Source organism: Ramlibacter albus (genome assembly GCF_014297445.1).
GTDB lineage: Bacteria > Pseudomonadota > Gammaproteobacteria > Burkholderiales > Burkholderiaceae_C > Ramlibacter > Ramlibacter albus.
On the sequence record NZ_JACORU010000001.1, the window covers coordinates 1,381,075 to 1,395,243 of the forward strand.

A 14,169-nucleotide genomic window follows, 5' to 3' on the forward strand; every position below is an offset into this window, starting at 1 on the left:
CGAGCTTGCAAGTTAGGCAGGAACGGCCGGCAGGGACACGACTTAAGTCAAATCGGCGCACTTTTGGGCCGCCGTCCGGCGGGGAGATGCGCTTTGTGCGAAAGTAGGCGCCCCCCGCCCCCGCACGCCATGGACATCCTCTTCGTCGCCGACCCCCTCGAAGCCTTCAAGACCTACAAGGACACCACCTTCTCGATGATGCGCGAGGCGCAGCGCCGCGGGCACCGCATCGTGGCGTGCGAGCCGCGGCACATCACGTGGAAGTCCGGCGGCCTCGTGCACGCCGTGGTGCGCGAGATCGAGCTCACCGGCGACCTCGAGGACTGGTTCCGCGAGACGGCAACGCCGGTGCGTGCGCTGAAGGATTTCGGCGCGGTGATCATGCGCAAGGACCCGCCCTTCGACAGCGAGTACTTCTACGCCACACACCTGCTGGAGCAGGCCGAGCGCGAAGGCGCGCGCGTGTTCAACAAGCCGGCGGCGCTGCGCGACCACCCGGAGAAGCTCGCGATCATGGAGTTCGCGCAGTGGGTGAGCCCCACGCTCGTCACGCGCGACCCCGAGGAGGTCAAGCGCTTCCACGCCGAGCACAAGGAGATCATCCTCAAGCCGTTGGACGGCATGGGCGGCATGGGCATCTTCCGCGTCGGGCCCGACGGGCTGAACCTGGGCTCGATCATCGAGACGCTCAACCAGGGCGGCGCGGTGACGCTGATGGTGCAGAAGTTCGTGCCGGAGATCGCGCAGGGCGACAAGCGCGTGCTGGTGATCGGCGGCGAGCCGGTACCTTTCTCGCTGGCGCGCATCCCGCAGGGCAGCGAGATCCGCGGCAACCTCGCGGCGGGCGGCAAGGGCGTGGCGCAACCGCTTTCGCCGCGCGACTGGGAGATCGCTCGTGCACTCGGGCCGGTGCTGGCCAAGCGCGGGCTGCTGCTCGTGGGGCTCGACGTGATCGGCGACTACCTGACCGAGGTGAACGTCACCAGCCCGACCTGCTTCCAGGAAATCACGCAGCAGGCCGGCTTCGACGTGCCGAAGATGTTCATCGACGCGCTGGAGCGCGAACTGTCAGCCTGACAGTTTCTCGCCGTCGGCAAAGACCACCAGGTCGCCGGCCGAAAGCTGCACCCACGCCTCGTTGACGGTCAGCGGCGCCGTCACCACCACCGCCACCTTGTCGCTCGGCGTGGTGTTGCGGGCGAAGTCCACCGACAGGTCCTCGTCCTTCAGCTGCGCATGCGCGAACGGGTGCTTGCGCTCCACGTAGTACAGGTTGGTGGAGCAATGTGCCCACAGCGCTTCGCCGTTGGACAGCAGGAAGTTGAACGGCCCGTGCTTCGCGATTTGCGGCGTGAGCTCGCGCAGCGTGAGCGTGAGCTCGTTCACGTCGGGCACGCCGGCATGCGACTTGGCCAGCTCCTGCATGATCCAGCAGAACGCGCGCTCGCTGTCCGTGCTGCCCACGGGCTTGAAGCTCGCGTGGATGCGCGGGTGGAACTCCTTCAAGTCGCCGTTGTGCGCGAACACCCAGTAGCGGCCCCACAGCTCGCGCACGAACGGGTGGCAGTTCTCCAGGGCAACCACCCCCTGCGTGGCCTTGCGGATGTGGGCGATGACGTTGCGGCTCTTGATCGGGTAGCGGCGGATCAGCTCCGCGATCGGCGACTCGCAGGCGGCCTGGTGATCCACGAAGTGCCGCAGGCCGAGGCCCTCGAAAAACGCGATGCCCCAGCCGTCGGCGTGGTGGTCGGTGCGGCCCCCGCGCTGCGCGAAGCCGGAAAAGCTGAATGTCACGTCCGTGGGCGTGTTGCAGTTCATCCCGAGCAACTGGCACATGAGGCTGATTATGGGTTTTCTCCGAAGCGCCGGGGGCCGCATCGGGCCATCATTCGCGCCAGGAGGAGACCATGCACACCAACCTGAACGAGCACGCCACCCTGGGCGGCAAGCGCAACAAGGTCGTCACCGCGGCGGAGGCCGTGCGGCTCATCCACGACGGCGACACCGTGGCGACGGGCGGATTCGTGGGCATCGGCTTCGCGGAGGCGGTCGCGGTGGCGCTGGAGCAGCGCTTCCTGGCGACGCAGGCGGAGACGGGCACCGGCTCGCCGCGCGACCTGACGCTGGTGTATGCGGCGGGGCAGGGGGACGGCAAGCAGCGGGGGCTGAACCACTTCGGCCACCCCGGCATCGTCAAGCGCGTGATCGGCGGGCACTGGGGGCTCGTGCCCGCGCTGCAGAAGCTGGCCGTGGCCAACGAGATCGAGGCGTACAACCTGCCGCAGGGCGTGCTCGCGCACCTGTTCCGCGACATCGCGGCGGGCAAGCCCGGCACGCTCACGCGCGTGGGGCTGGACACCTTCGTGGACCCGCGGCATGGCGGCGGCAAGATCAACGCGCGCACCACGCAGGACATCGTGCGGCGCATGGAGATCGACGGCGAGGAGTACCTGTTCTACAAGGCCTTCCCGATCTCGGTGGGCATCATCCGCGCGACCACGGCCGACGCGGACGGCAACCTCACGATGGAGCGCGAGGCGCTGACGCTCGAAGCGCTGGCGATCGCGATGGCCGCGCGCAATTCGGGCGGCGTGGTGATCGCGCAGGTGGAGCGCGTCGCCGAGCGTGGGTCGCTGCACCCGCGGCAGGTGAAGGTGCCGGGCGTGCTGGTCGATGCCGTGGTGGTGGCGACCGACCCCGCGCACCACTGGCAGACGTTTGCCGAGGCGTACAACCCGGCCTACTCCGGCGAAATCCGCGTGCCGCTCGATTCGCTCGCGGCGATGCCGATGACGGAGCGCAAGATCATCGCGCGCCGCGCGGCGCTGGAGCTCAAGGCCAACAGCGTGGTGAACCTCGGCATCGGCATGCCCGAAGGCGTTGCAGCGGTGGCTGCGGAGGAGCGCGTCATCGACCTCGTCACGCTTACGGCCGAACCGGGCGTGATCGGCGGCATCCCGGCCAGCGGCCTGTCGTTCGGTGCCGCCGTGAATGCGCAGGCCATCATCGACCAGCCCAACCAGTTCGACTTCTACGACGGCGGCGGCCTCGACCTCGCCGTGCTGGGCCTCGCGCAGGCCGATGCAGAGGGCAACCTCAACGTCAGCAAGTTCGGCCCGCGGCTCGCGGGCGCGGGCGGCTTCATCAACATCAGCCAGAACGCCAAGACGGTGTGCTTCGTCGGCACCTTCACAGCCGGCGACCTTGCGGTGAAGGTGGAGGACGGCCGGCTCGTCGTCGAAAGCGAAGGCACGATGAAGAAGTTCGTGCGGCAGGTGGAGCACCGCACCTTCAGCGGCCGAGAGGCGGCGCGCCGCGGCCAGCGCGTGCTGTACGTGACGGAGCGCTGCGTGTTCCAGCTCGGCGCGAAGGGCGGGCTCGAACTGGTCGAGATCGCGCCGGGCATCGACCTGGAGCGGCACATCCTCGCGCAGATGGAGTTCGAGCCGGTCATCAGCCCGAACCTGCGCACGATGGACAAGTCGGTGTTTGGGGAAGACCCGCTCAAGTTGCGCGACCGGCTGCTGGACAAGCCTCTTTCACAGCGCCTGCAGCTGCACGCGGGCAGCCTGCTCTTCATCGACTTCGAGGGGCTGTCGGTGGACAACCTGCGCGACATCGAGGCCATCGAGAACGGCGTGCGGCAGTTGCTGGAGCCGGTGGTGACGTCGAGCGAGAAGCGCGTCGCGGTGGTGGTGAACTACGACAACTTCACCATCCTGCCGGCGCTGGTCGACGAGTATTCGGCGATGGTGGAGCGGCTCACGCAGCGGTACTACAGCCGCGTGACGCGCTATGGTTCGGTGGGCTTCCTCAAGGCCAAGCTCGAAGGCCGGCCGAACTAGTCCTTGGCCGCGCAGGCGGCGCAGATGCACGCGAGGCGCTGCTTTTCAACCGGCACTCTCGCGAGCAGGTCCGCTGTGAAGTCCGCCTGCGTGCACCAGCACGGCGGCTGCTTCACGCCGGTTTCCTTTTCTACTTCCATCGCGCAGCGGTTCGGCTCCCCGCACAAGGGGCACAGGCTTGCGTCGACGGCTTGCGGCTGCATGCGCACAGTCTAATCCGGCAGCTCGATGGCGTCGGCGAGGTGCTGGTACACGGCCGAGATGCGCCGCAGGTGGCGCGACTCGGGGTGCGCGAGCAGCCACAGGCTCGAATGGCACTCGTCGCTCGGCTCGGTCAGGGCGACCAGCGAAGGCTCGGTCTCCAGCAGGAACTGCGGCACCATGCCGACGCCCAGGCCCGCCCTCACCGCGTCGAGCACGCCGACGATGGTCTCCATCAGGTGCCTCGGCGCGAGCCTGGGGAAGTTGCGCCGCCGCCAGCGCACCGTGGGGTGCTCGGGCAGCGCTTCGTCGGGGGCGACCCAGTCCTGCGTGTCCAGGGGCTTGCGGCGCTGCGCGGCGGGCATCGCCTTGCTCGCGCACACCACGAAGTGCATCGTGCCGAGCCGTCGGCCGATGAGGTGCTGTGGCGGTTTGCTCGTGGGCACCAAAGCGCGCAAGGCCAGGTCGGCATCGCGTTTGGTCAGGCTCAGCAGCTCGTTGCTCGCGCGCAGTTCGAGTTGCAGCTGCGGGTGCTTGCGCGCGAGCGCGGGGAGGCAGGGCAGCAGCAGGCCGCGCAGCACGGCGTCCACCGTGGTGACGCGCACGCGGCCCGACACCTCTTCACCGGGACGCAGCGCCGTCGCGCGCGCGGACTCCAGCTCCGCCTCGATGCGCTCCGCATGGCCTGCAAGCTCCAGCATCGCGTCGGTGGGCAGGTAGCCCGAACGCGAGCGCTCGAAGAGCCGCTGCCCCAAGGCCTTCTCGATGCGCTGCAGCGAGCGGAAGACGGTCGACGCATCGGCCTGCACGCGCGCGGCGGCCTGCGCGAGCGTGCGCCCGCGCACCAGGGCGAGCAGCAGCTCCAGGTCGGCGGCGGTCAGGGCGTATTGCGTCTGTGCAATCGTGGATTTCATATCGGCGCATTTTCATTGCGGCCATGCAATCCTACATTCGCGTCTCCCCTCGTTCAACCGGAGACCCCCATGAAACTCTATTTCTCGCCCGCCGCCTGCTCCCAAGCCGTCCACATCGCGCTGCGCGAAGCGGGCCTGCCCGCGGACCTGCGCAAGGTGGACCTCGCCACCTGGAAGCTCGAGGACGGCAGCGACTACAAGGCCATCAACCCGCGCGGCTACGTGCCGCTGCTGGAGCTGGACGACGGCAGCCGCCACACCGAAGTGGCCGCGCTGCTGCAGTACGTGGCCGACCTCGCACCCGCGAGCGGCCTCATCCCCGCCGCCGGCACGCGCGAGCGCTTCGAGGTCGCGCAGTGGCTCACCTTCGTGTCGAGCGAGCTGCACAAGGTGTTCAGCCCCTGGCTCTGGCACAAGGAGACCGCCGACTCCACGCGTGCCGCGGTGAAGGAGAAGCTGTTCGCGCGATTCGCCGAACTCGACGCGCGCCTCGCGAACCAGCCCTTCCTCACGGGCGAGCGCTTCACCGTCGCGGACGCGTACTGCTTCACCATCGTCAGCTGGGCGCCGATGCTGGCCCTGTCGCTCAAGCCGTACCCGAGCCTGCAGGCCTACCTGCAGCGCATTGCGCAGCGGCCCGCGGTGAAGGACGTGCTGAAGGCCGAAGGCCTGGTGAAGGCGTAAGGCGTGGCCATGCAGCTCACGCTCGTCAGCCACCACCTGTGCCCGTACGTGCAGCGCGCCGCGATCGTGCTGCTCGAAAAGGGTGTGCCGTTCGGGCGCCGCTGGGTCGACCTCGCGAACAAGCCGGACTGGTTCCGCGCGATCTCGCCGCTCGGCAAGACGCCGGTGCTGCTCGCGGACGACACGCCCGTCTTCGAATCGGCCGTCATCTGCGAGTACCTCGACGAGACGCACGAGCCGCGGCTGCACCCGGCCGACCCGCTGCAGCGTGCGCAGCACCGCGCGTGGATGGAGTTCGGCTCCGCGGTGCTGAACACGATCTGGGCGTTCTACACCGCGCCGGATGCGGCCGCACTCGAAGCCCGCAGGGACGAGCTGCGCACGAAGTTCGAACAGCTCGAGGCGGTGGTCGAAGGCCCGTTCTTCGCCGGCGAGCGCTTCAGCATCGTCGACGCGGTGTTCGGCCCCGTGTTCCGCTACTTCGACGTGTTCGAAGCGCTGGGCGAGCCCTCGCTCTTCGGCGGCCTGCCGCGCGTGCGCGCGTGGCGTGCCGCGCTCGCGCAGCGCCCCGCGGTGCGCGAAGCGGCCGTGCCGGACTACCGGGAGCGGCTCACGCAGTTCCTGCTGGATCGGCGCAGCGAGCTCTCGCGCCGCATCGAACGTCAGCTCGCGAGCGTGAAGTAGAAGGTGGCGCCTTCCCCGGGCGCCGACTCGGCCCAGATGCGCCCGCCGTGACGGTTGACGATCTTCTGCACGAGCGCAAGGCCGATGCCGGTGCCGTCGAACTCCGACGGGCTGTGCAGCCGCTGGAACGCGCCGAACAGGCGCGAGGCATGCGCCATGTCGAAGCCCACGCCGCTGTCGGCCACGTAGTAGACCGTCTCGCCGCCCGTGCCGGCAAAGCTGCCAAGGCGGACCTCGGTGCGAGGTGAGCGCGCGGAGAATTTCCACGCGTTGCCCACGAGGTTGGCCACCACCTGCTGCAGCAGGCGCGGGTCGCCGCGCGCCCACAGGCGCGAGGGCGCCTCCAGAGTAGCCGTCGCTGCGCGCTCCGGCTCGCGCTCGCGCAGCTGCGCGAAGACGCCGTACGCGAGCCCTGCCAGGTCCACCGGCTCGTCCTTCAGGCTCACGCCGGAGAGATGCGCCAGCGACAGCATCGCATCGGTCAGCTCGCTCATCTGCCGCACGCCGGCCTGGATGCGCTGCAGGTAGTGCCGCCCTTCCTCGTCGAGCTGGTCCGCGTAACGCTCCGCGAGCACGCGGCTGAAACCGTCGATCGACGTGAGCGGCGAACGCAGGTCGTGCGCGATGGAGTACGAGAAAGCCTCCAGCTCCGCATTGGCGGCCTGCAGCTGTTCGGTGCGCTCGCGCACGCGCTCTTCCAGCTCGGCGCGGTGCGCGCGGTCCGACGCTTCGCGCTGCTCGGCATCGCGCCGGTGCTGCAGCACGGTGCCCAGCGATTCGGCCAGCAGCTCCAGCGCGTACTGGTCGTCCTGCGTGAAATAGGCCGCCTCGCGCGAAACCACGGCGATCACGCCGACCGTGTCGCGGCCGATGTGCAGCGGCGCGGCCACGAGCGAGCGCCACTCCAGCCGCACGCCGTGGCGGTGGCTGCGCGCGTCGGTTTCGACGTCGTCGCTGCGCAGGCTCGTCTGCTCCTGCACAGCGAGGCCCGACAGGCTGCCGTCGAGCGGGAACTCCGTGCCCACGTGGGCCTGGCTGATGCCCGTCACGCAGCGGATGCGCAGCCGGCCGTTCTCCAGCGCTTCATAGGCTGCACCGTCGGCGTCGAGCAGGCGCCGCGCCATCTCGGCGATGCGGCTGGTGAGCTGCGCCTCGCCCGCGTCGCTGGCGGCCAGCTCGCGCTGCGCCTGCACGACCGCGCGCAGCCGCAGTGCGCTGCGCCGCGCCGCGGCCTCCGATTCGATCATCGTGAGCAGGCGCAGCTCGCTCTCGCGCAGTTCGTCCTCGATGCGCCGGGTGTCCATCGCCGCGACTTTATCGGAGGCGGGCGCCGCCTGCACAGGGAAAATCCGTAATGCCGGGTTGCGCCGTATGTGCGCGTTATGTGCGTGTGGGGACTCTGCCGGGGCCGCTCGCGGCCCCCGCTTCAGGCCGCGAGCGGCTGTCGGCGCGGCTGGGCGAGGGTGTCGATGGCGTGCTGCACCACCTGGTGCGCGGCCACGGGCCGGACCATGCGGCTGCACAGCAGGCGCTGCAGGCTGCGGCGCGTCATGGAGTGCGGCCGGCCGCCATGGCTGACGAACATGAAGAGCGTGCCCTTCGCGTTGACCCAGTCGAGCTGCGCCCGGTGCCAGTGCTGCCGCGAATACAGGTCGATCCATGAACCGGCTTCGAGCCTGGCCAGCAGGTTGTCCGCCTCGGCCGCCGACAGGTCCGGCTGCTTGGGCTTGTGGTACGCGTGCTCGGTGTCGCCGAAGCCGCAGGCCTTCAGCTCGTTGGGCGCGAGCCAGATGTCGTCGGCCACCTTCGGCACTTGCGCCGAGGCCGGCTTCAGGTCCTCGTCGGGCAGCGCATCGAGCACGCTCGCGGCCGTGTCGCTGGCCTGCCGGCGGTGCTTGGCGCGCAGCTTGAGCACCGGCCGGTGCAGCCGCTCCAGCGCCTTGAAGAAGATGTCGTCGTCGCCGGGCGGCTGGCCGATGGCGGTGAGGCCAGCGCGCAGCTTGCCGACGACGCGCGGGATCAGCTCGAACGCCTTCGCGGGGTCGCGCAGCGCGGTCTCGCGCTTGACGCTCCACAGCAGGTCGGTGATGACGGCCACGTAGCCGCCGGGGTCCAGCTCGCCGCCCTTGGCGTGCGCGCGCGCGTGCGCCATCACGAGCGCCCAGCGCTCGTAGAGGAAGTCCTGCACAACGCCGGGCACGCCTTCGAGGTCGCTGCGCTGGCCGAGCTCCCACGCGATGCGGTCGGCCTCCTCCTGGCGCTTCTCGGCGGTCTGCACCGCGTTCAGCAGCTCCTGGCGGCGCGACTCTTCCTCGGCGTCCTGCTCATGCCACTCGCCCTGAAGGAGCTTGAGCGCGTCCTCGAACGGCACGGCGTCCTGCAGCCCGTCCTGCGCGTTGAGCTCGTTGAAGCGCTGGCGCACCGCCTCGTAGAAGCGCTCGAAGTCGGGGCTGAACTGGTCGTTGTAGCGCAGGCTGCGCTGCGCCACCTGCTCGAGCAGCTTGCGTGCGGGGCTCTCGGCGTCGCCGGCAAAGCGCGGCGAGCGGACGGCGAGGCGGCCGAGCGCGGGCTCCAGCGCCACCATGGCCTCGCGCACGGGCGAGAGCAGGCGCGGGTCCTGCGCGACCTGGTCCACGAGCTGGCACACGAGGTCCACGCCCATGGCCTGGCCGACCTCGCGCGCTTCGCTCTTGAGCTGCGCACGCACGATGGCGCGCTGGCGCGGCGCGCCGTAGTCGCCCCACGCGCCGCGCGTGAGGGGGCTGTTCGTGCCGATGTCGCGCTGCGGCCGCTCGACGGGCGCGATCGCTTCCAGCACGGCATCGGTGTGCGGGTCGTAGGGGGCTTCGTCCTCGCCGTCCTGCAGCGAGTCCAGCTCCTGTTGCAGGCGCTCGTAGTAGGACGAGGGCAGGGCCTGGCGCAGGTGGGGCGTGTCGTTCGCAAGGAAGTCGCGCACGAACGGGCCGCGCAGCGCCTGGCCGGCGAACTGCATGAAAGCGTTGATCGCCTGGGCAAGTCCCGCGGGGACCGGCCCGGATGGAACGCCGGCGCCGAGCGGGGCGGGGCGGCTGTCCAGCGGGGCGGGCCGGCTCACCTCGCGCAGGGGCGCGGGGCGGCTGGGGGTGGCGGTCTTCGCACCGGAGGGCGTGTTGACGAGGCGATAGCCCGCGGCCTGCACGCCCGACTTGAGCAGCAGGCCCGAGCATTCGGCGTAGAGCTGGCCGACCTCCTCGGTGAACACGTCCGTCATCGCGCGCATCCACAGGCCGGGCCAGTCGGGGTGCGGGTCGTCCTCGCCCAGCAGCTTGCGCAGGGCGTTGGCGAGGACCTCGGGGCGCAGCGGGTTGCGCTCGGGGCGGATCGCCTGCAGGCCGAGCGCGGAGGACATCAGCGCGTTGAGCTCGGCGAGCTGCTTCTCGACGCGGCCGGCCATCTGCTGCGCCAGGCGCGAGGCCTCGATGTTCTGCACGACCTCGTTGTCGTCGACGAGGGAGAGCGAAAGTGCGCCCGGCTGCGGCGCTGCCGCCTGGGGCTCGGGCTCGGTCGTCTCGATCGTGCGGCGCAACACGTCGGCGAAGCGCGTGCGCCATGACGGCAGGCGCCGAAGGAGATCGCGCACCGCGTCGCGGTTGGCGGAGTCCTTCTGCAGCGCCTCGGCAGCCTCCGTGCCCGCCCGGTACACGAGCGAACTCGCGCGCTGGACCGCGCGGTCGAGGCAGGGCTGGACGACGGCTGGAAGGGGCATGGCGAAGCGCTCCGGAGACTGGGGCAGTCTAGGGAGCGCTTCGTGTCATAGGGAGGAGGAATCGGACGAGTGGCAGCGCCGGATGCATCCGGACACAAAGATTACCGACAAACGGTTGCTAGCGCCCCGCCGCCTTGACCTTCAAACGCCACGCATGCAGCAGCGGCTCGGTGTAGCCCGAGGGCTGCTCCTTGCCCTTGAACACCAGGTCGCGCGCCGCGCGGTACGCGTAGCTCGTGTCCCAGTTGCCGGCCATCGGCTTGTACAGCGGGTCGCCCGCGTTCTGCTTGTCGACCACGGCCGCCATCCGTCGGAAAGTCTCCTCGACTTGATCGGCGGTCACCACGCCGTGGTGCAGCCAGTTGGCGATGTGCTGGCTGCTGATGCGCAGCGTGGCACGGTCCTCCATCAGGCCCACGTTGTGGATGTCGGGCACCTTGGAGCAGCCCACGCCCTGGTCGATCCAGCGCACGACGTAGCCGAGGATGCCCTGGCAGTTGTTGTCCAGCTCCTGCTGGCGCTCCTGCGGCGTCCACTTCGCCTCGGGCACGACCGGGATCTGCAGCAGGCCGGCGAGGAGGTTCTCGCGCTCGGTTTCCACGTCCGTCTTCTCGAGTTCCTGCTGCACGGCGAACACGTCCACCTGCAGGTAGTGCAGCGCGTGCAGCGTCGCGGCCGTGGGCGAGGGCACCCAGGCGGTGTTGGCGCCGGCGCGCGGGTGCGCGATCTTCTGCTCCAGCATCGCGGCCATCAGGTCCGGCATGGCCCACATGCCCTTGCCGATCTGCGCGCGGCCGCGCAGGCCGCAGTTGAGGCCGACGAGCACGTTGTTCTTCTCGTACGCCTGGATCCAGGCGCTGCTCTTCATGTCGCCCTTGCGGAACATCGGGCCGGCAAGCATCGCCGTGTGCATCTCGTCGCCCGTGCGGTCGAGGAAACCGGTGTTGATGAAGGCCACGCGCGGCGCCGCGGCGGCGATGCACGCCTGCAGGTTCACGCTGGTGCGGCGCTCCTCGTCCATGATCCCCAGCTTGACGGTGTTCTCCGGCAGGCCGAGCAGCTGCTCGACGCGGCCGAACAGCTCGGAAGCGAAAGCGGCTTCGGCGGGGCCGTGCATCTTGGGCTTGACGATGTAGATCGAGCCGGTGCGCGAGTTGCGGATGCCGTTGATGCCGTGGCCTTTGAGGTCGTGCACGGCGATCGCGGTCGTGATGACCGCGTCCATGATCCCCTCGGGGATTTCCTTCCCGCCGCCCCACAGGATCGCGGGGTTGGTCATCAGGTGGCCCACGTTGCGCACGAAGAGCAGCGAGCGGCCATGCAGGCGCACTTCGCCCTTGCCGTCGGCCGCTTTGTAGATGCGGTCCGCGTTCAGGCCGCGCGTGAAGGTGCGGCCACCCTTGCTCACCTCCTCGGTCAGGTCGCCCTTGAGGATGCCGAGCCAGTTGCGGTACGCGAGCAGCTTGTCCTCGGCGTCCACGGCGGCGATGGAGTCTTCGAGGTCGAGGATGGTGGAGAGCGCGGCTTCCACCACCACGTCGCTCACACCCGCGGCGTCGGTCGCGCCGATGGCGCTCTTGCGGTCGATCTGGATGTCGAGGTGCAGGCCGTGGTGCTTCAGCAGCACTGAAGAGGGCGCCGCCGCGTCGCCTTGGTAGCCGACGAATTTCGCGGCGTCCTTCAGGCCGGTGGATGCACCGCCCTTCAATGCCACCACGAGCTGGCCGCCTTCGACCTTGTACGCCGTCGCATCGCGATGCGAGCCCTGCGCGAGCGGCACGGACTGGTCCAGCACGTTGCGGGCGTAGTCGATGACCTTCTGGCCGCGCACTTCGTTGTAGCCCGGGCCCTTCTGCGCGCCATCGGTCTCCGGGATGACGTCGGTGCCATACAGCGCGTCATAGAGCGAGCCCCAGCGCGCGTTCGCGGCGTTGAGCGCGTAGCGAGCGTTCAGGATGGGCACCACGAGTTGCGGGCCCGCTTGCAGCGCGAGCTCGGCATCGACGTTCGTCGTCGTGGCCTTCGCGCCCTTCGGGTGCGGTGCGAGGTAGCCGATGTTCTCGAGGAAGCCGCGGTACGCAGCCATGTCGCGGATCGGGCCGGGCGTGGACTTGTGCCACGTGTCCAGCGCCGCCTGCAGCCGGTCACGCTCCGCGAGCAGGGCCTCGTTCTTTGGCGCCAGGTCGGCGACGATCGCGTCGAAGCCCTTCCAGAATGCGGCGCTGTCCACGCCGGTGCCTGGCAGCACTTGCGTGTCGATGAAGTCCTTCAGGGCGCTGTCCACCTTCAGGCCGTGAATGTCGGTGCGTTGGCTCATGTTGTTTTTCCTCGAGGATCAAAAGAAAGAAAGCACGTCGCGCAGCGTACTGCCGGTGCGTGTGGGTTCGGTGCCCAGCTCCTCGAACGGCAGCTGGTAGCGGTTGACCCACAGCGTGCGGTAGCCGAACCAGGTCGCGGCCAGCGCGTCCCAGCCGTTGCAGCTGACGAACAGGATCTGCGACGGCGCAAGGCCGGTGGCGTCGGGGCCGAGCTGGTACGCGTCCGGGTGCGTCTTGTACTTGCGCACGGTGTCCACCGAGAGCACGTGATCGAGGAGCTCCTCGAGCCCGGCGCTGCGCACCGCGATGCCCAGCATCTCCGGGTCGCCGTTCGAGAGGATGCCGGTGACGACACGCTTGTCCTTCAGCGCCTGCAGCACCTCGCGGTTCTCGGGGAAGGCCGAGAGGTGGCGGTACTGGTTCATCAGCCGCTCTTCGTGCGCCGGGGTGAGCTCCACACCCAGCTTCCGGCACGCGTAGCGCAGGCCCGCGCGCGTCAGCTCCCAGAACGGCTTGTAGTGCGCGCCGTGGTTGCTGGTGGTGACCAGGCGCGTGTACTCGATCTGCTTGTCGCGCCACAGCACGGACAGGGCCGCGCCGTGGCCGGGGAACAGCTGCTCCGCGAGCAGGCCGACGCTGTACACGTCGAAGAGCGTGCCGTACGCGTCGAATAGAACCGCCTTGGGTTTCTCCATGGCGGCACTTTATTCCGAACTCAGGCTGCCATTAAGTGCCTGGAAATCGAAGAATTGATGACTTGGATGCGGGTAATCGGGCTCAGAACCCGAAAACCCGCTGCGCGTTCGACCCCCGGATCGCTTTGCACTGCGCCTCCGGCAACGCGGCCGTGTTGGCGAACGCGCCCTTGGTGTCGTGCACCCAGTGCGGCCAGTCGGTGCCGAACATCACGTGCTCGGGCCCCACGATCTCGATCAGGTACTTCAGCGGCCGCAGGTCGTACGTGATGCTGTCGTAATAGATGTGGCGCAGGTAGTCGGTGGGCTTGCGCTTCATCTGGCGGCGCTGGGGCAGTTCGACCTCGTCGCCCTTCTCGAACCGGCCGACAAGGTAGGGCAGCGTGCCGCCGCCATGCGACGCGATGATCTTGAGGTTCGGGTACGTGTCGAAGAAGCCTTCGAAGATCATCCGCGTGATCGCGAGCGTGGTGTCGAACATGAAGCCCACGGACCAGCTCAGGTCGAACTTGGTCATGTCCATGAAGTCCACGCCCGGCGGGTCCGTGGGGTGAACCAGCACCGGCAGCTTGCGGTCGTCGATGGCCTTCCACACGGGCGCGAACATCGGGTCGGTGAGGCTCTTGCCCGCCACGTTGGCCAGCACCATCACGCCCACCGCGCCCTTTGAGCAGGAACGCTCCAGCTCTTCCACGGCGCGCTGCGGGTATTCCCAGGGCAGCGACGCGAACCAGCGGATGCGGTCGGGGAAGCGCGATTGCGCGTCGGCGACGTTGTCGTTGGCTTCGCGCGCGGCCATCACGCTGACCTCCTCGCCGCCCCAGTACACGTTCGGGCAGGTGAGGGAAACCACCGAGACGTCGATCTTCGCGGCGTCCATGTGCGCGATGCGCAGGTCCCAGTCGAAGTGGCCTTTCTGCGGGATCACCACGGGCGTGTCGCCGCGGAAGACTTCGCGCTGGCCGTCGGGCCGCGTCTTGACGTTGTAGATGCCGCTTTTTTCCTGGAGCAGCTGCAGCCACTTCGCGGTGAACATGTGGGTGTGGACGTCGATCACTGTCATGATTAGCATGCTAATAGAAG

12 protein-coding genes are annotated in these 14,169 nt (G+C 69.0%); 4 read left to right on the plus strand and 8 right to left on the minus strand.

The window, feature by feature from the left end:
* Nucleotides 1–129 precede the first annotated feature (129 nt).
* Entirely contained in the window at nt 130–1,077 is a 948-nt protein-coding gene (gene gshB, locus H8R02_RS06425) for a glutathione synthase (protein ID WP_187080481.1), read from the plus strand.
* Here gshB and H8R02_RS06430 read toward each other — a convergent pair.
* Nucleotides 1,069–1,836 (minus strand): class II glutamine amidotransferase, encoded by a 768-nt coding sequence (locus H8R02_RS06430; protein ID WP_187080482.1) that lies wholly within the window; start codon nt 1,834–1,836, stop codon nt 1,069–1,071. The two genes, gshB and H8R02_RS06430, sit on opposite strands and share 9 nt — an antisense overlap.
* 71 nt (nt 1,837–1,907) lie before the next feature.
* Between H8R02_RS06430 and H8R02_RS06435 the strand changes: the two genes are divergently transcribed.
* Nucleotides 1,908–3,845 (plus strand): acyl CoA:acetate/3-ketoacid CoA transferase, encoded by a 1,938-nt coding sequence (locus H8R02_RS06435; protein WP_187080483.1) that lies wholly within the window; start codon nt 1,908–1,910, stop codon nt 3,843–3,845.
* Here H8R02_RS06435 and H8R02_RS06440 read toward each other — a convergent pair.
* Nucleotides 3,842–4,048: a cysteine-rich CWC family protein gene (locus H8R02_RS06440; RefSeq protein ID WP_187080484.1), complete on the minus strand. Its 207-nt coding sequence runs from the start codon at nt 4,046–4,048 to the stop codon at nt 3,842–3,844. The two genes, H8R02_RS06435 and H8R02_RS06440, sit on opposite strands and share 4 nt — an antisense overlap.
* Nucleotides 4,049–4,057: 9 nt before the next feature.
* Complete coding sequence (locus tag H8R02_RS06445; RefSeq protein WP_187080485.1) at nt 4,058–4,960, minus strand: LysR family transcriptional regulator; 903 nt, start codon at nt 4,958–4,960, stop codon at nt 4,058–4,060.
* A 69-nt stretch (nt 4,961–5,029) separates the two neighbouring features.
* Here H8R02_RS06445 and gstA point away from each other — a divergent pair, with 69 nt between their 5' ends.
* Both gstA and H8R02_RS06455 read left to right on the plus strand, forming a co-directional pair.
* Nucleotides 5,030–5,644 (plus strand): glutathione transferase GstA, encoded by a 615-nt coding sequence (gene gstA, locus H8R02_RS06450; protein ID WP_187080486.1) that lies wholly within the window; start codon nt 5,030–5,032, stop codon nt 5,642–5,644.
* Between the two features lie 9 nt (nt 5,645–5,653).
* Nucleotides 5,654–6,328, plus strand: coding sequence for a glutathione S-transferase family protein (locus H8R02_RS06455; protein WP_187080487.1), 675 nt, complete (start codon nt 5,654–5,656; stop codon nt 6,326–6,328).
* Here H8R02_RS06455 and H8R02_RS06460 read toward each other — a convergent pair.
* The 5 genes from H8R02_RS06460 to H8R02_RS06480 form a co-directional block, all read right to left on the minus strand.
* Entirely contained in the window at nt 6,307–7,632 is a 1,326-nt protein-coding gene (locus tag H8R02_RS06460) for a sensor histidine kinase (RefSeq protein WP_222622326.1), read from the minus strand. The two genes, H8R02_RS06455 and H8R02_RS06460, sit on opposite strands and share 22 nt — an antisense overlap.
* A gap of 122 nt (nt 7,633–7,754) precedes the next feature.
* Nucleotides 7,755–10,073 (minus strand): DUF1631 family protein, encoded by a 2,319-nt coding sequence (locus H8R02_RS06465; RefSeq protein ID WP_187080488.1) that lies wholly within the window; start codon nt 10,071–10,073, stop codon nt 7,755–7,757.
* A 118-nt stretch (nt 10,074–10,191) separates the two neighbouring features.
* Complete coding sequence (locus tag H8R02_RS06470; protein WP_187080489.1) at nt 10,192–12,390, minus strand: malate synthase G; 2,199 nt, start codon at nt 12,388–12,390, stop codon at nt 10,192–10,194.
* Between the two features lie 18 nt (nt 12,391–12,408).
* Nucleotides 12,409–13,086: a haloacid dehalogenase type II gene (locus H8R02_RS06475; protein ID WP_187080490.1), complete on the minus strand. Its 678-nt coding sequence runs from the start codon at nt 13,084–13,086 to the stop codon at nt 12,409–12,411.
* Between the two features lie 82 nt (nt 13,087–13,168).
* On the minus strand, nt 13,169–14,149 hold the full coding sequence (locus H8R02_RS06480) for an amidohydrolase family protein (RefSeq protein ID WP_187080491.1): 981 nt from the start codon (nt 14,147–14,149) through the stop codon (nt 13,169–13,171).
* Nucleotides 14,150–14,169: the final 20 nt, after the last annotated feature.